The organism is Sorangium sp. So ce1153, from assembly GCF_051521595.1.
Taxonomy (GTDB): domain Bacteria; phylum Myxococcota_A; class Polyangia; order Polyangiales; family Polyangiaceae; genus Sorangium.
The window spans coordinates 2,673,190-2,700,098 of record NZ_CP150361.1; the positions used below are offsets into that span (position 1 = coordinate 2,673,190).

General features: G+C 70.5%; 14 protein-coding genes and 1 tRNA gene. 8 read left to right on the forward strand and 7 right to left on the reverse strand.

Going from position 1 to position 26,909, the window contains the following annotated elements; translation table 11 throughout:
* Positions 1 to 79 precede the first annotated feature (79 nt).
* The 3 genes from WME85_RS09410 to WME85_RS09420 form a co-directional block, all read right to left on the reverse strand.
* Positions 80 to 577 carry a hypothetical protein gene (locus WME85_RS09410; RefSeq protein WP_437837231.1) on the reverse strand — a complete coding sequence of 166 codons (498 nt, stop codon included), beginning with the start codon at positions 575 to 577 and terminating at the stop codon, positions 80 to 82.
* 301 nt (positions 578 to 878) lie between these two features.
* A complete protein-coding gene (locus WME85_RS09415) occupies positions 879 to 1,139 on the reverse strand; it encodes a SemiSWEET transporter (RefSeq protein WP_437837233.1) in 261 nt (86 codons plus the stop codon).
* Between the two features lie 213 nt (positions 1,140 to 1,352).
* Complete coding sequence (locus tag WME85_RS09420) at positions 1,353 to 2,810, reverse strand: PLP-dependent aminotransferase family protein (protein WP_437837235.1); 1,458 nt, start codon at positions 2,808 to 2,810, stop codon at positions 1,353 to 1,355.
* 70 nt (positions 2,811 to 2,880) lie between these two features.
* Here WME85_RS09420 and WME85_RS09425 point away from each other — a divergent pair, with 70 nt between their 5' ends.
* A complete protein-coding gene (locus tag WME85_RS09425) occupies positions 2,881 to 3,936 on the forward strand; it encodes a GNAT family N-acetyltransferase (protein WP_437837237.1) in 1,056 nt (351 codons plus the stop codon).
* A 180-nt stretch (positions 3,937 to 4,116) separates the two neighbouring features.
* Here WME85_RS09425 and WME85_RS09430 read toward each other — a convergent pair.
* Positions 4,117 to 4,190, reverse strand: a tRNA-Arg gene (locus tag WME85_RS09430).
* A gap of 291 nt (positions 4,191 to 4,481) precedes the next feature.
* Between WME85_RS09430 and WME85_RS09435 the strand changes: the two genes are divergently transcribed.
* The gene (locus WME85_RS09435) at positions 4,482 to 6,113 is read left to right on the forward strand and encodes a L,D-transpeptidase (protein ID WP_437837239.1); all 1,632 of its coding nucleotides are present in this window, start codon (positions 4,482 to 4,484) and stop codon (positions 6,111 to 6,113) included.
* 82 nt (positions 6,114 to 6,195) lie between these two features.
* On the opposite strand, the gene fusA is transcribed toward WME85_RS09435, so the two are convergent.
* Entirely contained in the window at positions 6,196 to 8,307 is a 2,112-nt protein-coding gene (gene fusA, locus WME85_RS09440; protein ID WP_437837241.1) for an elongation factor G, read from the reverse strand.
* Between the two features lie 210 nt (positions 8,308 to 8,517).
* On the opposite strand from fusA, the gene WME85_RS09445 reads away from it, so the two are divergent.
* From WME85_RS09445 to WME85_RS09470, 6 genes are all read left to right on the forward strand, one after another.
* Entirely contained in the window at positions 8,518 to 8,865 is a 348-nt protein-coding gene (locus tag WME85_RS09445) for a transcriptional regulator (protein WP_437837243.1), read from the forward strand.
* A gap of 470 nt (positions 8,866 to 9,335) precedes the next feature.
* The gene (locus tag WME85_RS09450) at positions 9,336 to 11,324 is read left to right on the forward strand and encodes a protein kinase domain-containing protein (protein ID WP_437837245.1); all 1,989 of its coding nucleotides are present in this window, start codon (positions 9,336 to 9,338) and stop codon (positions 11,322 to 11,324) included.
* A gap of 51 nt (positions 11,325 to 11,375) precedes the next feature.
* Entirely contained in the window at positions 11,376 to 12,617 is a 1,242-nt protein-coding gene (locus tag WME85_RS09455; protein ID WP_437837247.1) for a glycoside hydrolase family 113, read from the forward strand.
* A 1,526-nt stretch (positions 12,618 to 14,143) separates the two neighbouring features.
* On the forward strand, positions 14,144 to 20,611 hold the full coding sequence (locus WME85_RS09460; protein ID WP_437842261.1) for an RHS repeat-associated core domain-containing protein: 6,468 nt from the start codon (positions 14,144 to 14,146) through the stop codon (positions 20,609 to 20,611).
* A gap of 7 nt (positions 20,612 to 20,618) precedes the next feature.
* The gene (locus WME85_RS09465; RefSeq protein WP_437837249.1) at positions 20,619 to 20,990 is read left to right on the forward strand and encodes an Imm1 family immunity protein; all 372 of its coding nucleotides are present in this window, start codon (positions 20,619 to 20,621) and stop codon (positions 20,988 to 20,990) included.
* Complete coding sequence (locus WME85_RS09470; protein WP_437837251.1) at positions 20,987 to 21,682, forward strand: hypothetical protein; 696 nt, start codon at positions 20,987 to 20,989, stop codon at positions 21,680 to 21,682. Before WME85_RS09465 ends, WME85_RS09470 begins: the two co-directional genes overlap by 4 nt.
* Before the next feature lie 2,765 nt (positions 21,683 to 24,447).
* On the opposite strand, the gene WME85_RS09475 is transcribed toward WME85_RS09470, so the two are convergent.
* Together WME85_RS09475 and WME85_RS09480 are read right to left on the reverse strand one after the other, a co-directional pair.
* Positions 24,448 to 26,010, reverse strand: coding sequence for a protein kinase domain-containing protein (locus tag WME85_RS09475; RefSeq protein ID WP_437837253.1), 1,563 nt, complete (start codon positions 26,008 to 26,010; stop codon positions 24,448 to 24,450).
* Entirely contained in the window at positions 26,004 to 26,870 is an 867-nt protein-coding gene (locus WME85_RS09480; RefSeq protein ID WP_437837255.1) for a hypothetical protein, read from the reverse strand. Before WME85_RS09480 ends, WME85_RS09475 begins: the two co-directional genes overlap by 7 nt.
* Positions 26,871 to 26,909: the final 39 nt, after the last annotated feature.

Sequence of the window (26,909 nt, forward strand, 5' to 3'; positions counted from 1 at the left end):
ATTTCAAGCTGATCGACGCTCCAGACGGTGCTCTTCTCGAGGGGGAGGGGTGCTCTCTGCGCTCGGGGAGGGTGCTTGATCATTCCTCCTGCGGCGCGGCCTCGCACTCGCCGTGCGCGTAGACGGCGGCGCCGTCCATCGCGGCCTTACAGGCGTTCGCATAAGTCCGGTTGTTGCAGCCGCAGACGGGCGTGTAGACCTCCGCGCAGGACGCAGGTCGCTCCGCGCAGAGGCCCGATGCGTCCGCCCAGCCGCACACGTCCTCGAGCGTGTAGCTGCAATAAAGCCCCGCGGCGCACACGGGCGCGGGGCCGCGGGTGAAGCCACCGCAGCTCTCCCCCTCCTCGGCGATCGGAGCAGGGATGTCGGGCGCGCAGCCGCCGTCGCCGACCCACGCCGCGCCGCAGGCCGCCGCGCCCTGGGGCGATGGGCCGAGCTCCTCGGCGGCCGCGCTCACCAACTCCGGCGCTGGCGCGCCCTCGGCTGCCCCGGCCCCCGCGAGCTCCATCTCCGTGGACACCGCACAGCCCGACGCCGCGAGCGCGAGCAAAACACCCAGTCCGTCGAATCGTCTCATGAATCAACCTCTCCGGATAAAGGAAGTCCATGGCACGCGGCGATCTCGACGCAGATCCGACCCCTGCCCCAGGCGCGCAATGCCCGACGTGGTTCGCTGGAGGAGCTGCGCCCTCGTCTGCTGCCTCGGACTGGCGAGGTACTAGGACGTGCGAAATGTCCTGTCAAGCAAGGTTGAAAAATATCGGTTTCAGCGGAATCGGTGGGAGAGGCCTCGCTGGTGACCGGGGGCGGCCGAGCGGTGTTGGCCTCGGCGCAGGCGTGGTGGGCTGGGTCGCCGTCCGGCGACGGAGGAGGGCGGCTCAGCCGTATCGGAGCTTGAGGATGAACACCATGCCCGAGAGCACGAACGTGATCGCGTTGGCGATGATGACGGGCATGTCCCCGGTGAGCACGCCGTAAATGAGCCACAGGCCCACGCCGGTGACGAAGGTCGCGTACATGCCGACGGAGATCGAGCTCGTGTCGTGCGTGCGGAGCGCGCGGAGCACCTGCGGTAAAAAAGAGATCGTGGTGAGGCTCGCCGCGACGAGGCCGAGCGCGGTCACGACTTCTGTCTTCATCTGTTTCTTCGCATCCCTTCGGTTCGCCCGTGCTGCATAGGGCAGGGCTACCCGGGGAGACAGGGAGATAGCGACGTTTTGTCGAGGTGCCTCCGTCCCGAGGAACAGGCGCCGCCGCCGGACGCGCAGACAGGGGATCTCCTGGCTGCCGCCTGCGCGCGCTCCTCCGCGGGCGGGAGGCCGTGGAGGCAGGCGGGGCGCCGGCCTCGCCGCTCAGAGCGCTCTGGCCATCCTCTCCACCGCGTCGCGGATCTCTTCTTCGTCCAGCGCCGCGAAGCCGAGCCGCAGGAAGGGGCGCTTCCTGCCGTCGAACGCGTACCGCCGCCCCGGCGAGAACGCCACCTTGCGCTCGAGCGAGCGCTCCGCCCACGCGTCCGCGTCGATGGCGGCGTCCACCCTGGCCCACAGGGCCATGCCGCCGGCGGGCACGCGAAAGTCGAGCGCGCCGCCGAGCCGCGCGCGCAGCGCCTCCACGAGGAGGTCGCGCCGCGCCCTGTACGCGCGCCGGGCGCGCTGCGCGTGGCGCTGCACCTCGCCGTCCTCGAGCAGCTCGGCGACGGCGCGCTCCACCGCGTGGTCGCCCTGCCGGTCGACGAAGGTGCGGTGCAGGGAGAGCCGCTCGATCAGGGGCTCGGGCGCGACGACGAAGCCGAGCCGGAGCCCGGGGGCGAGGATCTTCGACAGGGTGCCGACGTAGACGACCACGCCGGCCGTGTCCGCGCTGGCGAGCGGCAGCACCGGGCGGCCGTCGTAGTGAAACTCGTGATCGTAGTCGTCCTCGATGAGCGCGATCCGGCGGCGCCGGCAGAGCTCGAGGAGCGCGACGCGCCTGCCCGGCGCGAGCACCGCGGTCGTGGGGTACTGGTGGTGCGGGGTGACGTAGACGGCGCGGAGGCGCTCGCGATCGGCGAGCTCCGCGAGCGCGTCGACCGAGATGCCCGCGGCGTCGACCGGCACCGGGACGAGCCGCGCGCCGGCGAGGCGGAGCGCCTCCCAGGCGGGGCGGTAGCCGTAGGACTCGACGGCGACGGCGTCGCCCGGCGCGAGCAGCGCGCGCGCGACGAGGTCGATCGCCATCTGGCTGCCGCGCGTGACGAGGACCGATGCCGGGCCGGCGGCGAGGCCGCGCACCGCCGAGAGCATCGCGGCGAGGGCGGCGCGGAGGCGCTCGTGGCCGCGCGGATCGGCGTAGTCGAGCAGCCGCTTCGGCTCGGCGCGGAGCGCGCGGCGGTAGGCCCGCGCGAGCTCCGCCGTCGGGACGAGGCGCATGTCGGGCAGGCCGCCGCTCATCCGCAGCGTGTCCGGCGGGACGAGCGGCATGTGCCGGAGGGAGGTCGCGCCGAGGTCGAAGCCGAGCTTCGCCGGCACCTCGGCCCGGGCGGCGGCGCGCCGGGCGAAGCGGCGGGGCGAAGGCGCCGGCAGCTCCGCCGCGACGAAGGTGCCGCGCGCGGCGCTCGCCTCGATCCAGCCCTCGGCGGCGAGCTCGCGGTACGCGGCGAGCACGGTGTTGCGGTGGACCGAGAGCGACCGCGCGAGCGCGCGGCTGCCCGGGAGCTCGGCGCCGGCGCGGAGCCGGCCGCGCCGGATGTCGTCGGACAGGGCGCGCGCGATCTGCAGGAAGATCGGCTGCGGGGCGGCGGGATCGACCGCGAGCGAGAGCTCCCAGGGCACGCGGACTGGTCTAGCAGAAATATCCGATCCGGATCTTTTTGACGTACCAGCCGCGCGGCAGTCTCCGCCCATGCGCAGAGGGATCTTCCGGATGGATCGGGCCGAGGCCGAGGCGCTCATCGCGCGCGCGCCGGTGGTGCACGTGGCCTCGACGACCGCGGAGGGCGAGCCCCTGCTGCGGACGGTGCACGGGGCGCTCGTGCGCGGGGCGATCGCGTTCCACGGCGCGCCCGCGGGCGAGAAGACCGAGATCGTGGGCCGGCCCGCGGTCGTCTCGTGCGAGGAGATCGTCGCGTCGATCCCGAGCTATTTCACCGATCCGGAGCGGGCTTGCCCGGCGACGACGCTCTACCGGAGCGCGCAGGCGCGCGGGGTGATCGAGCGCGTGGACGACCCGGAGCGCAAGGCCGAGGTGCTCGAGGCCCTGATGCGGAAGTACCAGCCCGAGGGCGGGTACGCGCCGCTCGACGCCGCGAGCCCGCTCTACCGCAAGGCGATCGCGGGGATCCTCGTGCTCGCGGTCCCGCTCGAGCGGATCGACGGCAAGGCGAAGCTCGCGCAGAACCGCGCGCCCGAGGAGCGGGCGCGGCTCCTCGCGAGGCTCTGGGAGCGGGGTCTGCCCGGGGACCCTGCGGCGATCGAGGCCCTCCGCGCGGCGTGCCCCGACACGCCGGTGCCCGCGTTCCTGAGCGCGCCGGCGGGGTGCGCGCTCGCGTGCGCGCTCGGGCCGCGCGACGTGGACGCGGCCGTGGATCTGCTGGAGGGCGCCTACTGGAACCAGGGCGTGTCGCGCGGGGCGCTCGCGCGCGCGCAGCTCGGCTCGCCGGCGTGGGTGGGCGCGCGCGACGGCGCGGGCCGGCTCGTGGCGACGGCGCGGGCGATCAGCGACGGGAGCAAGCGCGCGTGGATGTTCGACGTGATGGTCGCCCCGTCGCTGCGCGGCCTCGGCGTGGGCGAGGCGGTGGTGCGCCTGCTGCTCGATCACCCGGCGGTCCGCGGCGCGCTCCACGTCCACCTCGGCACCCAGGACGCGCACACGTTCTACGCGCGGTTCGGGTTCCAGCGCCGCGCGGACCTGCCGCCGCGGCCCTTCGTGTCGACCGAGATGGTGCTCACCAGGGGATAGCGAGCCCGAGGGGGCACCCTCCCGCTGTGTCCGGTCCAGCTCCTCCGCGGGTCTTTCCGGGCGCGGCCCCGGCTTGACCCTGCCGTCACGGGCGCCAGGTTCGCCCGACGGTTGCCCGGTTCGCCGGGCCGCCCACGTCAAAGGCCGCACGCTCTCGCAGACAGGTCGACGAGAACCCTGCGCGCCACAGTGGATTCGAACCACTGGCCTTCGGCTCCGGAGGCCGACGCTCTATCCAGCTGAGCTAGTGGCGCACTCTCGCGGGGTTTCGCGAGGGCCCCGAACCTACCCAAGGCCGGGCTCCAGCGCAACCCCATTCCAGCACCATCGCGCACTGTTGTCGTCGCTCGTCGCTCGTCGCTCGTCGCTCGTCGCCGTCGTTGATCGCCCAGCTGCCCCCGCGGAGGCTCCCCGCACCAGATCGCGCGGCGCCGTGTCCCATCCGGGGGGGGGGGGGGCCGCGCGGCGTCGCCCTGCCCGCCCCGCGCGGCCGCGGCGACGGCCAAAACTTGGCCACCGGACCGTCTGTCCGGCATCCCCAGGCCATGGATGCCCGACAGCGAAGCTCTGCGATCCCGGCCCCCGCGTGCGGCTCCCTCCCGCTCGTCCTGGCTGTCGCCGCCCTCGCCTCGCCGGTCCTGCCGGCCTGCAGCAGCGGGGAGAACGCCACGCCCGAGGGCATCATCAGCCTCTCCGCTGGCGCGGCCCAGACGACGTCCGAGAACGACCCGGCCACCTTCCCGCGCGTGGACGGGCCCCGCATCGGGGCCGTGCAGATGGTCGCGCCCATCTACGAGAAGGCCGACCGCCGCTCGCCGAAGCTCGGCTACCTCCGCGCGGGCGGGACGGCGCCCCGCGGGGAGAAGCCCGTCTCGTTCGACGACTGCCAGGGCGGCTACTTCCGCGTGCTGCCCGCCGGGTTCATGTGCGCGGACGGCGACGCGACGATCGACATGCAGCACCCGATCCTCCGCGCGCTCACGCGGCGGCCCGACCTGTCCAGGCCGATGCCGTACCCGTACGCGTTCGTCAGGGCGATCGCGCCGAACTACTACCGGATGCCCGCCATGAAGGAGCAGCTCCAGTACGAGATGAGCCTGGAGCGGCACCTCCGCAGCTACAAGAAGCTCAAGAAGAAGTGGGACGAGGTCAAGGTCGGCGCCAACGACGTCCCCCTCGACGCGCTGGGCAACGCCGTCGGCGACCCGCCCGCCGAGCCGCCCGAGCTCGGCGACAGCGAGCTCTTCGGCGGCAACGGCAGCGACGAGATCCCCTGGTTCTTCAAGGGCGGGCGGCAGCTCCCGAACATCTCGTCGTTCAAGGTCCCGGGCTACGCGATCATCACGAACCGGATCGCGCGCAAGGCGGGGCTCGCGCTGATCGACACCTTCATGGGCGACGGCGGGCGGCGCTTCGCGCTGACCACCGACGCGCGGCTCGTGCCGACCTCGAAGCTCAAGCCCGCGCGCGGCTCGACCTTCCACGGCGTCGACATGACCAAGGGCTGGGAGCTGCCGCTCGCGTTCGTGCACCGGCAGGACGCGAGGCGCTACGACATCTCGGGCGGCGAGATGGAGAAGGCGGGCGAGCTGCCCTGGCACACCGCCGTGCAGCTCACGGGGCGCTCGAAGAAGGTCGGCGGCGCGCGCCTCGTCGAGGCGAAGGACGGGACGTGGGTGCGCGACTCCGACGTCGCCATCGCGGTCAAGCCCTCGGAGCTGCCGTCGTTCGCGCAGGGGAACGTGAAGTGGATCGACATCTCGATCCTCAGCCAGACGCTCATCCTCTACGAGGGCAAGAAGCCCGTCTACGCGACGGCGGCGGCGACGGGCCGCGACGGGCTCGGCGACCCCAGGAAGACCTTCTCCACGGTGCGCGGGACGTTCCGGATCCGCGACAAGCACGTCACGACGACGATGGACGCGCACGAGGTCGACAACAAGTTCGAGCTCCGCGACGTGCCGTGGGTGCAGTACTTCGAGGCCGGCTACGCCATCCACGCGGCGCCGTGGCACGACGACTACGGCAAGCCGCGCAGCCACGGGTGCATCAACCTGTCGCCGATCGACGCGCGCCGGGTGTTCCTCTGGACCGACCCGCCGGTGCCCGAGGGGTGGCACGGCGTGAGCACCGGGAAGGCCACGGGGGAGGGGACGATCGTCCACATCCATCCGTAGCCGGGCGGCCCGGCCGCCCGAGACGCGCCCGCGACGCGGCCCGCCGCCGCGGGGCCGGGGGGACGGGCCGCGAGGCGCGGCGTCAGTCCTCGTCGGCTTCGGCCTTGAAGCCGCTCTCCTTCATCACCTTGTCCTGCACCACGGGCGGGCAGATCTCCAGGTGCTCGACGCTCATCGTGAACGTGCCTTTGCCCTGGGTCATGCTCTTCAGCTTCGACTCGTACTCGAGCACCTCGGCGAGGGGGACGAACGCGCTCACGATCGTCTGGCCCTCGACCGAGTCCGTGCCGATGATCCTCCCGCGGCGGCTGTTGATGTCGCCGATGATGTCGCCCATCGCGGCGCTCGGCACCGTCACCGAGAGCCGCACGATCGGCTCGAGCAGCACCGGCGCGCACTGCGCCGCGGCGGCCTTGAAGGCCTTGCTGCCCGCCATCTGGAAGGCCGCGTCCGACGAGTCGACGTCGTGGTACTTGCCGTCGATGAGCCGCACCTTGACGTCGACCATCGGGTAGCCGGCGAGGACGCCCTTCGACATCGCCTTGACGATGCCCTTCTCGACCGAGGGGATGAACTGCCGCGGCACCGCGCCGCCCACGACAGCGTCCTCGAAGGCGAAGCCGCCGCCGCGCGGCAAGGGCTCCATGTCGATGTAACAGACGCCGAACTGGCCGTGGCCGCCGGTCTGCTTCTTGTGCTTGCCCTCGACGCCCGCGGCCCTCCGCGTGATCGTCTCCTTGTACGCGATGTGCGGCGGGCCGAGCCGGCAGTCGATCCCGACGCGCCGGCGGATGCGCTCCACCGTGATCTCGAGGTGCAGGGCGCCGAGGCCCGAGACGACGAGCTCGCGGGTCGACGCGTCCTGGTGCACGGTGAGCCCCGGGTCCTCCTCGGTCAGCCGGTGGAGCGCGTTGCCGACCTTGTCCTCGCCGCCCTTCGCGTCGAACCGCACGCCGCGCGAGAAGAGCGCCGGCGGCAGCTCCGGCGCGCCGAGCAGGAACGGCTGCTTCTCGTCGCAGATCGTGTGCCCGCTCAGCGTGGCCTTCAGCTTGTGCAGCGCGACGATGTCCCCGGCCCGCGCCTCGTCCACGGCCTTGTGGTCCTTGCCGACCACGACGTGGATCTTGCCGAGGCGCTCCGCGACGCCGGTGCTCGCGTTGAGCAGCGCGGCGTCGGGCCGGAGCACGCCGGAGAGCACGCGCGCGAACGACGTGCGGCCGGCGTGCGGATCGATCGACGTCTTGAAGACGAACGCCGCCGCCGGCGCGTCCGCCGCCGCCGGCCGCTCGGCCGGCTGCGGCGCGGCGCCGGGCTTGCTGCTCGGGACGACGCCGCTCCACGCCGGGCGCTCGGCGGGCGGCGGCAGGAGCTCGACGATGGCGTCGAGCAGCGCGGCGACGCCGCTCGGGCGGACCCCGGAGGCGAAAACCACCGGGACGAGCGCCCCCCGGCGGACCGCGGCGCGGAGCCCCTGGTCGAGCTGCTCCTGCGTGAGATCGCCCTCGGTCAGGTACCGCTCGGTGAGGTCGTCGTCGCTGCCGGCGACGTCATCGACGAGCTTGCCCCGGGCCCTCTCGACGGCGCCGGCGACGTCGGCTGGCGCCGGAGATCCCGCCGCGGCGGCGGGGGCCTCGGGCTTGTCGAGCCACGCCTTCTTCGTCCGGAGCGCGACGACCCCGCGGTACTGGAGCCCCTCGCCGATGTGCTCCTCCATCACCGCGACAGGCGCCTTGAGGCGCGCGCGGACGTCGGCGAGCACCTCGTCGGGCCGCGCGTTCTCGGCGTCGACCTTCGTGACGACGATCAGGCACGGCAGCTTCGCCTCCTTCACCCAGCCGAAGACGCGCTCGGTGATCGGCTGCACGCCGTCCTTGCCGCTCACGACGAGGATGGCGGCGTCGACCGCCGCGAGGGCGAGCCGCGTCTCGGCGAGGAAGCTCCCCTCTCCCGGCGTGTCGACGAGGTTGATCTTCTTCCCTCCCCAGGAGAGGTGCGCGACGCTCGCCTCGAACGAGCAAACGTGCTCTTTTTCCTCGGCGGTATCGTCGAGGACACTCGATCTGTCGTCCACCTTGCCGAGCTTGCCTGTCGCCTTGGTGACGTACAGCAGCGCCTCGGCAAGCGATGTCTTCCCAGCCCCCTTGTGTCCGATGATTGCAACGTTCCTGATGTCCCCTGCCTCAGTCGTTGTCATCCCTCGTTCGTATCAATCCCCGTCGGCAACGAGAAGGCCGCTGGGCGATTTTCGCGGCGCTTTCCTCGGCGCGGACGCGGAAGGACAGCGAAGACGTGCGGCGCGTCGCTCACCCGAGCTCTGCCGCGACGCGCTGCGGCGTGCTCCAGTGGACAGCGCGTGTCCGGCGCCGCCTGAGCGGGTCTGGCGCGCGGGAGCTCGGCGCGCGACATGAGCGCTCTCCGCCTCGCGATCCAGATGGTGCTCGGAATCGCGCTGCCGCTCGCGCTCCAGCTCTGGGACCGCCGGCGGCTCACGCCGGACACGCCGGAGCAGCGCAATGCCTGCTGGAACGGAGCGACATGGGGCGCAGCCCTCTACGCGTTCGGCCCGCTGTCCATGCTCGGGTGGTGCTGGGTCACGCGCGACGTCCAGCGCGGGCGGCTGGCCGCGCGCCGGACACGACGCTGGAGCGCGCCGAAGGCGCTCGGCCTCGGCGCGGCGTCGACGTCGGCGATCGTCCTGGTCATGAGCGGCATCGACTACGTGGTAGCGCTCCTGTTGGGGCTCCCACCGTGAGCCGTGTGGACGGCCGCGGCCAGACGGCGAGGCGACCATGGCTGCACGGCGCGGACGGCGCATGGCAGCAGGCCGCACGGCCGGGGACGGCTGGAGGCTGCCAGCGACGCTCATGCCTGCAAGGTCGGGGACGGCTGGAGGCTGCCAGCGACGCTCATGCCTGCAAGGTCGGGGACGGCTGGAGCGGCCAGCGACAGACGCATGAGCGCTGCGCGGCCGGGCATGGCGGGATCGCGGCGGGATCGCGAGGAGCGCGCATGGGCGCTGCACGGCCGGGCATGGCTGTGTGGCTGCATGGGGCCGCGTGGCCGGCCGGCCAGCTGGCCGGCCAGCACAGAAAGGACACTCCCGTGCGGATGTGTCGCTAGACGACACGTCATGGACGCGATAGCAGCATTCTGAATCTGCTATTCAGAGGACAGGTTCGACTCCACCCGCGGAGCTCGCGGGACACACATCGAGGCAGTGCGTTGACGTCGCTGAAGCCCAGAGCAGAGGATCGCGCGGCCGCACCGGAGCGGAACGACGCGCCGCGGGCGGCCGATGGCGGCCCGGGGAGGCAGGAGGTCGTCGCCGGCAGGTACGCGGTGGAGACCCGGATCGGCGCCGGCGGCGTGGGCGTCGTCCAGCTCGCGATCGATCTCCAGTCGGGCCGGCACGTCGCGCTCAAGCGCGTTGATCCGAAGATCGCCCAGAACCGGCACGCCGTCGAGCGGCTGCTCCGGGGGGCTCACGCCGCGCGCGCCCTCTCGGGCCGGCACGTCGCGCGGGTCCTCGACCTCGGGGTCGACGGCGGCGCGCCGTTCATCGTGAGCGAGTACCTCGAGGGGTCCGACTTCGCGAGCTACCTGCAGCGCCGCGGGCCGATCCGGGTCAGGGAGGCGGTGAAGTACCTCCTGCAGATCTGCGAGGCCGTCGCCGAGGCGCACGCGGCCGGGCTCCTCCACCGCGACATCAAGCCCGAGAACCTGTTCATCAGCTTCGGCGACGGTGCGCCGAGCGTGAAGGTGCTCGACTTCGGCGTCTCGGCCGTCGCCTGCGGCGTCGAGAGCGAGGGCCCGAACGCCGCCTCGGGCGCCATGCGCGGCTCGCTGCTCTACATGGCGCCCGAGCAGATGCGGTCCGCGGGCGGCATCGACGAGCGCGCCGACATCTGGTCGATCGGCGCTGTCGCCTACGCGCTCCTCTGCGGCGCGAGCCCGTTCGAGGCGCCCACCGAGCTCGACGTCTGCACCAGGGTCCTGAACGAGCCGCCCACGCCCGTCCCCGCGTACGTCGAGCCGGCCGAGCTGAGGGCGCTCTTGCTGCGCTGCCTCGACAAGAACCCGGAGGCGCGCCCCCCGGACGTCGCGAAGCTCGCGTTCGCCCTCGCGCGCTTCGGGGGCGAGGGCTCGGAGGACGCGGCCGAGCGCGTGTGGGAGGCGCTCCGGGCGGAAGACGAGACCGTCCGCATGGCGAAGCCGGCCCCCGATCCGAGCGCCGACGAGTGGGAGGCCGACACGCTGGCCGACCTGCCGCGGATGTCGCCCGACGATCTCATGCGCGACCTCGAGACGACGGCCAAGTGGGACTCTCCCGGGAGAGGCAGCCACTCCGAGGTCACGCTGGTCTCGCACGCGGGCGCGTCGTGGGACGGCGGTGAGCAGCTGCGGGCGAGCCGCACGCCGCCCCCGCCGGTCGTCACGGTGACCCCGCTCGGGCGGTCGTCCGATCCGGCCGCGAGGGTGCCGGCGCAGCGGCCCTCGGACGAGGAGACGCCCATCCCGGTCGGCCGCAGGGCGGCGCAGCGTGTCAGCACCGACGCGGCGCCGCGCGTCACGCCGGCCGAGACGGAGCGGCTCACGGTGGTGCGCCGCGGGCCGTCGCCGTGGCCCCGGCGGCTCGCGATCGCGCTCGCGGTGCTCGGGCTGTTCGCGGGGCTGGGCGGCGTCTGGCTCGTCCAGGCGCGCACGCTCGACGCCGGCATGGGCGCGCAGCCTGCGGCGAAGGGCGTGGCGAGGCGCGCGGCCCAGGCGGCGCGCTCCGCCGCCGTGGCCAGGCGGCCGGCCGCGGCAGCGCCCGCCGAGCCGGCGCCCCTGCCGGAGGCCCCGGCGGCCGAGCCGGACGCCGAGGGCGCCGCGGGCCCTGAGGTCGAGGCGCTGCAGGCCGCTGCGCCCGGGGCAGGCCGGTACCAGCCGCGTCGCCCCGAGGCGATCTACGACGAGGTCGAGCGCGAGCGGCGGCGGCGCGAGAAGCTCGAGCGCGAGCGGAAGTGGCGCGAGGACACCGCGCGAGCGCTGCAGCAGCGCGACGCGGGCGGGCGGGGGGCGCCGCCGCCGGCGGGGGGGGCGAGCGAGCCGCAGCCGCCGCAGCCGGCGGAGGGCGCGCGCGAGCCGCAGCCGCAGCCGGCGGAGGGCGCGCGCGAGCCGCAGCCGCCGCAGCCGGCGGAGGGCGGCGCGCAGCGCCCGGAAGGCGGGTGACGTCCGCGACACCGCCGCGCGCCTGCCTGGTATAAGGCGTCCGTGCCAGCGATGAGTCGAGGGGTACGCGCGCTCGCCCTGGCGACGGGCGCCGCGCTCGCCGTGTCCACGGCGGCGGTCGGTGGTACTGCGCGTTCTGCGCCTCCTGCGAAGGCCCCGCCGCCGCCGATCGCGCCGGAGCACCTGCCGCACGGCGCGGCGGGCTGGTCCGTGTCGGGCTGGGGCGGCGTGCGCGGCGTGACGATCGGGCCGATCGAGAACCTGCGGCACCCGGGCCGCGGCTACGGCACCGCGGCGAGCGGGCGGGCGATGGACGAGGCGGCGGCCATGGGCGCGACCTGGATCAGCCTGACGCCGTTCGGCCGCGTGTGGGACGGCAAGGGCACCGGCGTCGATCTCGTCTTCGAGGCGCCCTTCCAGGAGAACCGGCGCAACGTGCTCGCGGCGATCGCGCAGGCGCACGCGCGCGGGCTCAAGGTGCTGCTCGTCCCGCACCTCTGGGTCGAGAGCGGCGAGTGGCGGGCGCAGATCGACCCGGGCGACGACGCCGGCTGGGCGCGCTGGGCCGAGTCGTACCGCCGGTTCTTGCTCACGTGGGCCGCTGTCGCGCGCGAGGGCGGCGCGGAGATGCTCAGCGTGGGCGTCGAGCTGCGGAGCTGGGTGACGACGCCGCGCGCGGCGAGCTTCCTGCCGATCATCGAGGCCGTGCGCCGCGCGTACCCGGGGCTGCTCACCTACTCGGCGAACTGGGACGACGTCGAGCACACGGTGATCTTCGACGCGCTGGACCTCATCGGCATCAACGCGTTCTACCCGCTGGCGGAGCGCGAGGGCGCGTCGTTCGAGGAGCTCCTGCGCGGCGGGCGCAAGGTGGCGGAAGGGGTGGACGCGGTGGCGCGCGCCTGGGGCAAGCCGGTCCTGCTCACCGAGATCGGCTACACGACGCGCCGCGACCCCGCGGTGCGCCCGTGGGAGTGGCCCGACCGGATGAAGGGCGTCGTGGTCGACGAGCGCTCGCAGGCCGAGGCCTACGCCGCGGTGGTGGCGCCGTTCCTCGACGCGCGCACCTGCGCCGGCTTCTTCGTCTGGCGGCTCTACGCCGACCCGGACGACGTGTCGCAGGAGGCCGAGTGGGGCTTCTCGCCGAGGGGCAAGCTGGCGGAGCTCGTGCTGCGCGACGCCTTCACCGCCCGCTGGGCCGCCGACGGCCCCTGGCTGCCCGGCGAGGTGCTCGGCAAGCACCGCGCGCGCACCCCCGGTGTCTTCGGCTGGGAGCTCGACCCGGACGAGTAGACGATCCGCTTGCGCTCGCCGGCCGAGCTCAACGTAGAAGGGATCTGCACAGGCCGTTCCTCAAGCTGCTCGATCGGTACCCGCCCCCAGCGTCGGCGGCCAGCGCCGCGACCGAGCCGGAAGAGGGGGGGCCGAGGTCGAGGAGGCCGACGAGGCCTCGGGCGTTGAGCCAGCTTGAGGCGCCGCACTTCCTTGCAGCAGCGGAGAGCAGGGTCGCTGGTAGGCTTGCAGGTGCTGCAAGCGGTCGCGACCGGGCTTGCACTCCCTGCAAGCGGTCGCGACCGGGCTTGCAGGTGCTGCAAGCGGTCGCGACCGGGCTTGCACTCCCTGCAAGCGGTCGCGGCCGCGCCTGCACCACCTGAAAGCGGGTCGCGAGGGCGCTTGCGGCACCTGGTGCAGCCCGTGGCACCCGATGATCCTGTGAGCTTGTCAAGTGCAAAGGGGGCGCCGAGCACGACAAGGCTCGGCCCGGGGCCGTCGGCTCATCGACGCGGGCTCTCACGCGCCCCAGAAGGCGGCCGAGCTGACGGCCGCCCACCTTGCACAGATGATGGCCGCCATGGGCGGCGCCCTGGTCGACCTGCGCGACCGCTCGCTCCTGCTCGTCGGCTATGCGGCGGGGCTCCGGCGCGCGGAGCTCGTCGGGCTGAACGTCGCCGATGTCGTCCACCGCGAGAGGGGCTCAAGCTCCTGGTGCCAGCGCGGCGGATCCTCATCCCGCCCGGCCATCACGCGATCACGTGCGCCCCGCGCGCGGTGCGGTCGTGATCGACGCGGCCGCGCTGGCGCCGAGCGGGCCGCTCTTCGTCGGGATTAACCAATGGGGGCAGCTCGGCGGGCGGCTGTCCGATCGCGCCGTTGGCTTGATCGTACAGACCAGGGCCCGCAAGGCTGGCCTGTCGATCCAAGGCATCAGCGCGGACTCGCTTCACGTGGGCTCGCGAGACGAGCGCCGTCTTCTGTAAGGGACGCGGCACCGGCGCCGCGTCCGAACAAGATGATTGATGGTCATGTCGCAGCAATGGGCGCAGCGGTGCACGAAGGCGGATTCTCCGCCGACGCCGCCGCGAGCGTTCTGGGAATCGCTGCATTGTTCACGATGAACGGGCGGCGGCGCCTCATGGCGTCTCACGCCTGGCGCCGAGGCTGTCCACGGAAGTGATCGAAGCATCCCATCCTAGAAAGACCGCATCTACGTCGATCCCAGGGTCCCGGAAGGCGCTTGACATGCGCTGCGACATCATGCGCTCCTGTCCGCGAGGGAGGCCGCGATGACGCCGGTTCCGCAACGTGCTCTGCGGGCGTTGATCCCGCTTTTAATGTGCCTGAGCTGCGTGCTCGCGCAGGCGGGATGCTCGTGCGCGCCCGAGCTCCCGCCGGTTCGTCCTCACAGCACCATCGCCTGCCGGACGGGCGATACGCATGAGCCTCCGAGGGCCGGCCGCGCGCCGGGGGTGAGGACCGTCTCTGCCGGCGCGATGGCGGGGGGGTTCTCGGTCACGAGCAGCGGAGAGGCAGTGTATGTGATGCCTTTGGCTACCATCCCGGGGCGGGCGGACGTGGAACCGCGGCTCGCCCTGCGATTCGATAACGGCGCCGGCGAGGGCGTCCTCGGGCTGGGCTTCTCCATCGCCGGGCTGTCGGCAATCACGCGGTGTCCGAAGAACCTCGCGCAGGACGGGGAGATCCGGGGCGTCCGGTACGACGCCGACGACGCGCTATGCCTCGATGACAAGCGGCTTGTCGCCGTGGGGCGAGCGCCGGGGATCATCGAATACAGGACGTTCCCCGACACGATGGTCAAGGTGGTCGGGTACTACGCCGCGGATGGGGACGCGCCCGCGGAGGCGCTCTTCTTCGAGGCGATGATGCCGTCCGGGCTCGTCATCGAGTACGGCAGGAGCGAGAGCGGCAAGCCGCTCGCGCTGGGTGGCGCCCCGCGCGCGTGGCTCGCCACCAAGACGCGCGACGGCCGTGGCAATGCCATGACCTACGAATACTGCTTCGCCGGGGCCGAGGAGGGCTTCACGGCGGAGTACGCGCTCGACGAGATCCGCTACACCAGCTTCGAGGGAGAGCCGTCGCTCGATCCCACGAGGGTGGTTCGGTTCGTGTACGCGACGAAGGAGCCGGCGGAGGTCCGGACGCACTACGCCGGCGGCATGGCGCTCCAGAGCGCGCTGCGCCTCGACGAGATCCAGATGCTCGGCGCGGACGACGCGCTGGTGCGGCGTTATGGGTTCACCTACGAGGTCAGCGCGTCGACGCGGCGAATGCTCCTGACAGAAGTCGAGGAGTGCGCGGGCGACGGGGTCTGCAAGCCGCCCACGCGATTTCAGTACAGCCGCGGTGAGGCGGGGTTTCGGAGGATCGCGACGGACGTCGCCAAGCCGGTGTCGAGGAAGGCGAGCCCGATGCTCTTCGATGTCGACGGCGACGGGCTCGACGACCTCGTGCTGCCGGACGCGGACGCGGCGCTCAGCACGCCGCGGAATCCCGTGACGGGCTGGCTCGTCGCGCGCAATCAAGGCCCGAGCGCCGTCCGGCCCTACTTCGCGCCGGCGACCCTGGCGCTCTTCGAGGACTGGCCTGTGGTCGACGATGCGCAAGGGCCGTCCGATCCGGCGCTCCTTCAGCCGGAGCTCGGGACGGCCGTCGATTATGACCAGGATGGCCAGATGGACGTCTTGCTCCATGACGTTCACGGCGCCACCGACTCCTGGCTTGTGCTGCTGGCCCGGCCGGACCGGACCTTCGAGGTCCACGACACGGGCATCCGCCGGCCGTTCCCGCTCCGCGTCCCGCCGCCTGGGCTGCGCATGCCCGAGGGCGCGATGCACCTCGCCGACGTGGACGGCGACGGCGTGCCCGATCTGGTCCAGTGCGACGATCACAGCCGCGAGCTGACCCTGAACCCGCTCGAGGCGACCTGGTTCGTCCACCGCTGGAAGCCGGAGCGCGACGGGACGCCCGCAGGATTCGACCGCGAAGGGGAGTCGCTCGAGCCCCTCAACGGGTTTCCCTGCGAGATGGAGATCCAGACGCTCGACGTGAACGCCGACGGCAAGGTCGATCTCGTCGTGGCGACCGTGCTGACGTTCAGCGATGGCACGATGCTCCCCGCGCCGACGTACGCCGTGCTCACGCGCCGGCACGACGGGAGCTGGGAGGTGTTCGACACCGAGCTCCCTCAGCCGCCTCCCGGCGGTCGTACCGTGTTCCTCGACGTGAACGGCGACGGGCTGCCAGACGCCGTGCAAGCTGGCTTCAGCCACCGCGGGCTGCGCACGTACCTTAACACGGGGCCGACCTTCGATGCCCCGTCGGTCGACAGCCTCGGCCCGGTCGGTCTCGGCGATCAGGACACGTTCTTCCGGCTCGCCACGCCGCTGGACTACAACGGCGACGGCCTGCAGGATTTGTTGATGCCGGTGCCGCCGGGCACGCTGCCGGGCTCATCGCTCGCGCTACCCTCCTGGGCCGTCCTGGAGGCGACGGGCGCGCGCGACGGGCCGACGTTCGCGCTGGTCGACCCGGAGATCCCGTTCGAGGCCGCGGTCGGCGAGGCCGTCACGCTCGCCGAGCCGCACGGGCCGCGAATCGGGGATCTCAATGGCGACGGAGCCCAGGACGTGGTCTTGCCGATCGGCGGCGTGTTCACGATCTTCCAGAACCGCGCGGCCGATCGGGATCTCCTCGTCGCGGTCTCCGACGGGATGAACGCGCACGAGCCAGCCGAGACGGACTTCGTGCCGAACGTGAGCGTCTCGTATGGCCACCTCACCGACGCCGCGATCACGAACGACATCGCCGCGGGAGCGCCGGAGCGGGAGAGCATGCTCTACCTCTCTCGTGACGACGTGGCGAACGACTGTGCCTATCCGCGTCGCTGCGCGGTGGGGTCCCGGCGGGTCGTCAGCGCCTATGCCATCAACAACGGCGCGGACCGGCCGCGGCGCTTCGAGGTGCGCTACCGCGACGGGCGCTACCATCGGCTCGGGCGGGGGTTTCTCGGCTTCGGGGAGCGCGTCATCCTGGATCTCGACACCGGCGCCGGGACGGCCGAGCGCCACGACAACGTCACGTTCGACCAGGAGCTCGAGGTCTTCCCGTTCGCGGGGCAGGTGGCGCAGCAGCGGCGCTGGGCTCCGGGGCTGCCGGGTCAGCCCAGGCCGGACCAGATCGAGCTCTCGTTCCTCGATGTGACGCGGGCGGTGGTTCCGACGAGCGACGGCGCGAGCTACTTCACGCTCCCGACCGAGCGCCGCATCCGGCGGGCGCAGGGGGTGTATCCGCCGGCGGGCGGCGAGGCGACCACGGTGGAGGCGTACGTGGCGCAGGTCGCGTCGGGCGGCGAGCGTGGCGTCGGGGCCACGATCCTGCGCGACACCCTGGCGAAGGTGACGGACTTCGATGCGTTCGGCAACGTGCGCGCCGAGGAGGTCTCGACCCGCGGCGTCGACCTGACGCTCGACGTTACGCGCACCTTCAAGAACGACACCGAGCGCTGGGTGCTCGGCCAGCTCCAGACGGAGAAGGAGTGCAGCGCCGCCGAGGGGCTCGCGCAGTGCCGCCTGCTCACGCGCACGACGACGGCCTACGGCGAGATCGAGACCGAGTCGATCGACAGCGACGACGGCATCCCGGACACGAAGCTCGATGTCGTGATTGCGCGGGACGACTTCGGGAACGTCACGGGGGTGACCGCGGACGACGCGTTCGGCCACCACCGGTCGTGGAGCACGAAGTACGACGCCGAGGGGCTCTTCCCCGAGACGCACGTCAACCCGGCCGGCCACACCACGGGCGTGGCGTTCGACGACGGGCTCGGCGTGCTCGTCAAGCGGGTGGATCCGAACGGGCTCGTGACGGCGTGGAGGCACGACGGCTTCGGCCGCCTCGGGCTCGAGATCCGGCCCGACGGGACGCAGACGGCGATCGCGCTGACGCGCGCCAGGGACGGCGGCCCGCACCGGGACGCCTGGCGCGTGACGCAGCGGACCACGACGACCGGCGGCGCCGACGATACGGTCGAATACGACAGCCTCGGCCGGCCGATCCGGTGGATCTGGTACGGGCCTTCCGCGGACGGGGCCACGGGCGAGCCGCGGCGCTTGATGCAGGAGATCGCGTACGACGCGCGCGGCGAGCACATCGCGCGGCGCTCGGTGCCGGCGAGCGAGGGGACGCCGGAAGACGAGATCCTGCACGACGTCTACGAGCACGACGCGGTGGGCCGCGAGGTGCGGTGCACGACGCCATGGGGCGCGGTCGTGGAGACCGATCACGACGGCCTGCGCGTCGAGGCCACCGATGCGCTGGGTCACGTCACCGTGGTCGAGCACGACCCGCTGGGACGACCGGTGGCGGTCACCGACGCGGCGATGGGGGTCACGCGCTACGAGCACGGCCCATTCGGCGCGCTGTACACGGTCACCGATCCGGGCGGCGCGGTCACCCGGACGGCGCGCGACGCATTCGGGCGCGTGCGGCAGCTCGATCATCCCGATCGGGGCACGACGGTCTTCACCAGCGACGGCTTCGGGGAGCTCGTCTCGTCGACCGACGCGCTCGGGCGGGTGATGAAGGTCGCCTACGACGGCCTCGGGCGCGCCACCTCCCGCGTGGACGAGCACGCCGCCGAGCGGCAGATGACCACGTGGACCTGGGACACCGCGCCGCACGGGATCGGCAAGCTCCACGTGCTGGAGAGCCCCGGCGGGGAGAAGACGTACGGCTACACCGACCGCGGCAAGCTCGAGACTGTGAGGCTCCGCATCGACGGCGAGCGCGCGGCGCTGGAGAGCAGGCTCGACTACGACGAGCTCGGCCGCATCGAGACCATCAGCTACCCCACGCCGGCCGGCGCGGCGCCGTTCGTGGTGGCCCACGACCACGACGCCCACGGCCACGTGCTCGCCGTGCGCGACAGCGCGACCCGGGCGGCGTATTGGCGGCTGACCGACGTGGACAGCGCCGGCCGCTTCCGCGAGGAGACGTTCGGCAACGGCGCCATCACGGAGCGGGACTACTACGCGGACAGGCAGCGGCTGAAGAGCGTCGTCACCCGGAGCGGCGCGGCGGCGGTGCAGGAGCTGGACTACGGCTACGACGCGCGGCTCAGCCTCACGAGGCGCACCGACGGGCTGCAGCCGCAGCACCGGAGCGAGCGCTTCCGCTACGATCCGCTCGAGCGGCTGACGTGCGCGTACTTCAGCGACGTCGAGAGCGCGACGGCGCCGTGCGCGCTGCGCTACGACCACGACCCGAACGGGAACCTCACCTTCGCGTCGGACGCCGGCACGCTCTCGTACGACGACCCGCTGCACCCGCATGCCGTCACCGGCGCGGGCGCGGGCGCGGGTGCGGACAGCTTCGGCTACGACGCGGTGGGCAACCAGATCGCGCGTCCGGGCGGCGTGACGGTGAGCTACACGCCGTTCGACCTGCCGGCGGCGATCGCGCAGGGCGCGAGCACCGTCTCGTTCGCCTACGACGGCGACCACCAGCGGATCCGCAAGACCACGCCGGACGAGGAGACGCTCTACTTCGGCGATCTCTACGAGCGGGTCACCGACATGGCGACGGGGGCGGTGGAGCATCGCTACCATGTCCACTCGCCGGAGCGGGTGGTGGCGATCGTGACCCGCGGAGGCGACCAGCCAGGCACGCGCTACGTGCACGTCGACCACCTCGGCTCGGTCGATGCGCTCACCGGCGAGGACGGCGAGGTGATCGAGCGCAGGAGCTACGATCCGTTCGGCCAGCGCAGGGACCCGGTGTGGGGGCAGCCCGCGCCGGCGTCGTTCTCCAGCGGGACGACGCGCGGGTTCACCGGCCACGAGGGCGATGACGAGCTCGGGCTCGTCAACATGAAAGGCCGCGTTTATGACCCGAGGATCGGGCGGTTCTTGACGACCGATCCGATCATGCAAGCGCCGCTCTCGGGTCAGAGCTGGAACCCGTACAGCTACGTGCGCAACGACCCGCTCAACCTCGTGGATCCGAGCGGGTTTCAGGCAGAGCCAGAAGGGCCTGAAGGGTCGCAAGCTCCAGGATTGCTCGAGGATGACGGAGTCACTCCATCCCGGAACCAGTATCAGGTCACTGTCAGAGGGCCTCCGCCCCCGTGGCGCACGCGCGAGGCCGAATCCGCGGAGGTCGGAGCGACGACGGCGCCTGTCGACGTGGGAACGACCGGAACCTCGTCGGGCTACGCGCCGCAGCCGGTGACCGTCTCCCCGGAGCACGCCGGCGCCGGCGGACCTGGCACCGTCGTCAGCCAGACCTTGCTGGGCGCCGCGGAGGGCACGCGCGACGTCGGGGTGGGCATCGCGCGGACGTTGGTGCTGAACGCGCTGACGTTCGGGATCTACAGCGGATACGAGCTCGGCGGCGCGATCCTGGCGGGGTACGAGGACGGCGGGGTCCTCGGCGCGCTGAACGCCGTGAACCCGCTCTACCACATCGGTCGGGGCGCCGCGGACACCGCGCTCGCGATCGACGGAGGCGACTACCGGGAAGCGGGCGCGGCGGGGACCAAGACGATGGTCCTCGCGGCGGCCACCGTCTTCGGGATGGGGAGAGGGCTGGCGGCGGCGGAGGAGTCGGCGGTAGCGGTGGGTGTCGCAAGGGGTGCACCCGAACTACCCATCTGGACGAAAGGGCAGCCTACTAGAGGCTGGCTCGATACAGGAAAGGCGCAGATCGAGCTGTGGAGCGGCGAATCTGGTGGACCAGCAGCGCTCTCGCTTCCCGGTCGCAACAACACGAACTTCTTCCATGTGGAAGCGCATGCAGCGCAGACAATGAGGATCGAAGGTCTCTCAGAGGCAACCCTCAACATCAATCGGCTGCCGTGCGCAGTTGGTCCCGGATGCGCGAACAACCTACCGCATATGCTTCCAGGCGGAGCACGCCTCCGGGTCATCGGCCCTGACGGATACGATCACACATTCGTCGGATTGCCGGATCCCCCGAATTACCCTCGCTGAGGTGACCATGAAGTGCTACTGGACGGAGCAGGAAGCAACACTGGCAGCCTCGATGGATGAGCTGCTAGAATTCTTTGCTGATGTAAAAAACATAGGACATCCTACAATGGTTTTTCTTGAGCATGACAATGGTCGCATGCTCGTCATAGGCCTCGGATCCTCAGAGTCTGTTCTTACGTTCGTTGAGTCAGACGGAGCGAGCTTCCACAGCGTTGGGGATACATCTCGGTCGGGAGTGCTGAGGTTCTGGTGCCGTGACCAACTCGATGAATTCATGGTCCAGATGGCCATTCCGGAGTCGTTGGCGATAGATGCCGCGCGGTCGTTCTTTGTGAGCGGTGTCATGCCATCGAATGTGATTTGGGAAGCGGACTGGTGAATATGATCGGCAACGCGCGCGCCGAGGAGGTCTCGACCCGCGGCGTGGATCTGACGCTCGAGGTCACGCGCACCTTCAAGAACGACACCGAGCGCTGGGTGCTCGGTCAGCTTGAGATGGAGAAGGAGTGCAGCGGCGCCGCGGGGCTGTCGCAGTGCCGCCTGCTGGCGCGCACGACGACGATCTACGGCGAGATCGAGCCCGAGGGGCTTGACAGCGACGACGGCATCCCGGACACGAAGCTCGATGTCGTGGTCGCGCGGGACGCCTTCGGCAACGTCACGGGGGTGACGGCGGACGACGCGTTCGGCCACCACCGATCGTGGAGCACGACATCCGACCCGAACGGGAACCTCACCTTCACGTCGGACGTCCGCACGCTCTCGTACGACGACCCGCTGCACCCGCACGCCGTCACCGTCGCGGGCGCGGATCGCTTCGGCTACGACGAGCTCGGCCGCATCGAGACGATCACCTACCCCACGCCCGCTGGCGCGGCGCCGTTCATGGTGGCCTATGACCACGACGCGCACGGCCACGTGCTCGCCGTGCGCGACAGCGCGATCCGCCTCTTCACGCTCCGCGCTCGACTCGTTCACATCGAGCGTCTAGAGGAAGAGATTAAGTTCCGTGGCTTGCTGTACCTCCGGCGAACTCACTACAGCCTCGATCGCAGCGGATGCAGTTGCTGAGACCGCCCGTTATTCGGTGCAGCAGAAAACGCGCGGCTCGCCCAGCTTCGCAGGTTTGAGAGATTCCGGGGGAACCGGTCGCGGCGAGCAAGTTCCTGGCTCGGCCTGCGTGAACTCCGCGCGCACCGCTCCGAGCGGCGAGGGCGCAGAGACATTAGAGCACAGGCGGTCGCCTAAGCCGCGTCCAAGCGCCTCGTCAGCGATCGGGCCGTCGCACATCGCTCCGGCGTACAGGTGCACGTCGGCCACGCAGTTGCCACCGGTCGGAGCGTCGCACTCACACGGCGGACAATCGGGCTCGCCATTCGGGTTCTCTGTGTAGATCCTCCGATCGGGAAATCCAGAAGGACATGTACCGTCAGCTTCAGGGTCGGCGCATAGGGTAAAGAGCGTGGCAGGCGCCTTGTCAGAGATGTACGGGCAAGCCAGGACCATCTTTCTCGTAGTAGGCGGCGGCAGGGCTTCGCACGGCGAAAGGGTGGGCGGGTCCAAAAGTACGGAGGCGACGTCTGAGCTCGACGTAGGCGGCGGCAGAGCGATGCATGAGCCGTCCCACCCCTTGCTCGCATCGAACGTGACCTCCACGCCATCGTCGTCGGCAGGACACACCGACGTGTGCGCTGTCACCCCGGAGGGCAGCACACACGCGGCCGGGCCACACGTGCACCCGTTACATTCGACAACCCCTTCGGTCCACCCTTGCCAATACATGAGGCGATACTGTGGACACGAAGGACGATCCCAGTACGGGCCAACCCAGAGCCAGGACAGTCGTCGAGGATCGGGGAGTTGAGATGGGTTGGGCTCAGGGCCCGGATCCCCACACGCGAGAAAGGTTGCCAGGGTGATCAGCAAGTACCGCAGTGATTGCATGGTGGACCCCTCGCTGCTCGGAAGCATCGGACGCCTGGAACGCTGGAAACGGAGCGCAACTATATCTAAGCGGTGAGCCCGGTTGCATGCTATTGCGTGAGCGCCTCTAGCGGTCGCAGCATGCAACGTGCGTCTCACCGTCTTCCAATCTGCCGCTCACGATGACGGGCTCCGAAGGAACGCATGTGGCAGGTTCACTCTGGAGCGCAAAAATTCCCATTGAAACAATGTCGCCGTCACCGAAAGCCGATGTGCAGGCCGGCGTATCGACTGCAGAAAGAATGGTGGTAATGAGAGGATCGCCGCAATTTTCATTGCGGAACAGAACTGTCTCTGAGACGCACTTGCCGCCGCTGGGCGGGCCACATGTACACTCAGAGCATTTGCGCGTATCGTCAACTAACGGCATTTCATATCGTCTTGTGTAGCCGCTCCAGCAGTCTCCGTTCGGTTGCGGAGGGAAGCATGTGTTGAACAATTCGTGGTCAGTGTCAGAGGAACCGGGCGCGCAGGCCCTGATAAAATTCATGTACGCTCGCGACGGGCTGGGTCTCGACAGCACGGGCTCGCAGGGAGGCTGCGTCGGTGGCTCAAATGTTATGGATTCGAACGATTCTCTCGCTACGGGCGCGGCCAGGGGTCCACAACCTGAAGGATCAGCTTCCAACGTGATCGCACCGGCATCGTCGGAGCAAAGCCAAGGATGTGCGATGACCTTGGAAGGCATCGTGCACGATGAGTCGCGACACTCACAACGCTCGCATTCATACAATCTTTTATCTGCTGTCCATCCTTCCCACAGCAAATCGCCGTCGCAGCTTGGAGCGGTTTCGACATTACCTCCATAAAGATAGAACTTGGTGTTGGGATCCGGCTCTGGCAGCTCCGGCGCATCCGACGAGCAGCCAAGGAGTAGGGACATCACCACCGTAAGGCGCGCAACCAGTCGCATCGCGTTCACCAACCCTCGTTCCGGATTACTTGTCTTCGATAATTCTCGACTGGGAGCAACAGAATACGCGTGACGCTCCGCGCTCGATCTTTCCGTCGACGGTGGAGAAGCTTGCTGTTGGCGAGCACGTGCCTGGTGCGTCCTCCGCGAGAACCACGCGTACCGCCGCTAGTGGCGAGTTTGCAGGCGTGTCGGTGCATAGGATGTCTTCCTGTGCGATTCCGTTGATGGAAACCATCAGATCGGTGCAGCCTGTGTCACGGAAGAGCAGAACGTCGGCTTTGCAGCTGCCTCCAACTGGAGCATTGCAATCGCAAGGTGTGCACATGCGATCGTCGCTGATTCGCTCTGCGAAATCTAAGCGAGCCGAGAAGCCCGGCCTACATGACCCATCCTGCTCGGGAGCGATGCATGCCAACCAGTTGTACTCCGCATCGTACCCGACCCACGGGCAAGCTCTCGCGAATTTTCCGGAGGCAGGCGGTGGATCAAACTGCTTCAAGGGGGCGCAGCTTGGAGCCATGGTCGGCGGCTCGAAGGTGACTGATGCGAACGCGTCGCTTGGCAAGCGTGGCGCGATCTTGGTGCATCTTGCAGGATCCGTCGTTCCTGTGTCGAACATAATCGGATCTCCTTCGTCGGCGCAGCCAGTCACCTGATGCGTCGTTATCTTGGACGGCGGCACGCACACCGCAGGACCGCACTCGCATTGCCCACATACGCCTTTGCCAGGAGCCTTCGTATCCGTCCAACCGTCCCAATAGTCGAGGCGGCCGTCCGGGCACGGGGGAGGATCGGGGTTTCGCGCGACCCACAGCAATACCGGGTTGTCATCTGTTCGCGGGCCGTAGATGTCGAGCTCATCTCCACAGCTGAACAGCAAGGGCAAGCTGAGAGCAAAACAAGGTCCCGTTCGCATTGTGAACTCTTCTCCGCCGGTTCAGTACTTGTGCGGCACGCAAGCAACCAGCTCGTAGCAGACGTCGCCGTCGTTCGACGGTGTCTTCACGACTTGGCGCGTGAAAGCGGCATGGCGGCCCGTGACGGCGCGAGGCTCGACAGGCGGCGGTGCTTGGCGCGCATCGGACGGCCGCGGGGGAGGTTGTGTGCTGACTCGGAGCGCTGCTACCTGGACATGCTGGACGAGCCGCGCCAGGCGCGGCGCGGCTCTGCGGGGGGACTGCTGCCACCAGAGGAGGAGCGCTCCCGCGCTCCCGAGCACAAACGCCAGGGTGAACACGGCGCCGAGGAGGCGCACCGGGGAGCTGCGCCGAGCGCTGCCGCTCGAGCGCGGAGGGATCGAGAGCGCCGGTGGGACGGGCAGCACCGGGGAGCGCGGAGGAGTGGAGGGGGCAGGCAGTACGGGCAGCATCGGATCGAGGTCCGGTAGCTCGGCCGTCCGCAATTGAGACACGACCGGAGGCGCGTGGGAGACGGTGTCCCGCGCGTTCCGCGGCGGCACCGCGCTCTTGAGCGTGTCGGGCGCTCCGGAAGGCCGCGGCGTGGCGACCGGAAGCGCATGGGCGATGTCATCCCGCGGCGGCACCACGCTCTTGACCGTGTCGGGCGCATCGGAAGCGCGCGGCGTGGGGAACTGGCTGGCTCGTCTCCCCTCATCACCCGAGGCTGACCGCTCCGCCTCGTGCTCGACAGGGATCGGCCCTTCCACGTCCGGCGCGCGTCGAGAGCCGGATGGTTCCCCGAAGATGTGCGCGTGGGGAAGCTCCGGCGGTCCGCCAAGCTCCTCCCACTCGCGGGCAAAGGGAGCCAGAACAGAGAGCATCTTCCCGATGCTCGACTGCCGTCGCCTGGGGTCCTCCTCAAGGGCGGTTTTCATCATCACCTGAAGCACGGGAGGAACTCCGGCGGGGAAGCTCCGGTGAGGGGCCCACGGCGAGAGCGCGCGTTTGCACAGGAGCTCGTACATGAGGGTGCCGAAGCCGTAGACGTCCGCGCGTGGTCCCAACCGACCACCCGAGAGGAGCTCCGGCGGCGCATATCCATACGGATCTTGACGAGCTTCCTCCGCACCGAGCTGAAAGAGACGCGCGAACCCGAAGTGCGTTATCGCGTAGCGGCCATCGCCCACGATGAAGACCCGATCAGGGCTGAGGGCGCCATGGATGATGGAGAGCTCGTGCGCGCGCACGAGACAGCGGCCGATGTCGATCAGCACCTCGAGATCCGCCGGTCCGAAGTCGTTCTCGCGCGTCGCGTCGACCAGCGGGATCGCGTCGCTGAGCACGGGGGTCGCTGCCCACCCCACGGAGCCGCTCACCCCGCCGTAGAGCACGCGGACGATCTCCGGGACCTCGTCCGAGAGGCGCTGCAGCCGCGCGATGTCTTCAGCGAACACGGCCTCATCGAGGCGCGCGCCCTCGCGGATGTGCAACCAGACCAGATCCCGCTTGTCGCCGATCTGACGCGCGAGGAAGTGGCGGACCATGCCGCGCTCCTCGTTCAGGATCTCGTGGCCTTCCCAGACATGGCCGATGCCTACCATACGAGCTTGACCTCCGCCCCTCCAGCTCGCGTCCGGAGCTCCGCCTTGCCCCGGGGAAAGACCACATAGACGATGGTCGCGACGCCGAGCGCCGCGCCTGTGATGAGGGCAGCCGTACCCAAGCCATGGAACACGTTGGCTCGTGTGTTGGCCGCGTTCGCTTCGTCGTAGACCTCGCTGAACCGCGCACTGCTCGGGAGCATCGAGCCGTCAACCAAGCGAGACACCTTCGCGGCCGTTTCCCGCTCCGCGGCGTCGCTGGCCAGGCGAAGGCCGACGCCTGCACCGAGCAGGGCGACCGAGCCGGCCGCGCCGGTGCCGATGATCCAGGGGTTCCGCCGGGAGCGCGGCGGCGCTGGAGCGACCCGAGCCGGCACACCGGATCTCGCAGAGGAGGACTTCGGAACCTCGAAGGTGAGCGAGACGTGCCGCGAGTCCCCCGTCGCCACCTTCACGAGCGCACGGGCCATCTGCCCCTGCTTTCCGGTCGCCGTGACCTCGTGCTGTCCAGGCGTGACGAAGACACGACCGCCCGCGCTCACCTCGCGACCGTCCACGAGGATCCGCGCCGTGTCCGGCGGGGCGCTCACCTGGAGTTGTGCCAGGCGCTGCCGGACCGCCGCGAGATCGGCGTGTCTCACCTCGTAGCGGCGGCGCTCGAGGTCGTTGGTCGGCGCGGGCATCTGCTCGACGCACCTGGAGAGCTCCTCCTCGGCCTGCTCGAGGCGATCGAGGCGCAGATCGTATTGCCCGAGCTGGCAGATGGCCATCGGCGTGGGATCGAGCGCGTAGATCTGCGCCCAGTAGTCGCGAGCGCGAGCGAGCTCAAGCCGCTTCGCGGCCTTCTCCGCCTCTTGCATCAACTCTTGGACTTTTCGGGCCCGGTCGGATGGCTCAGC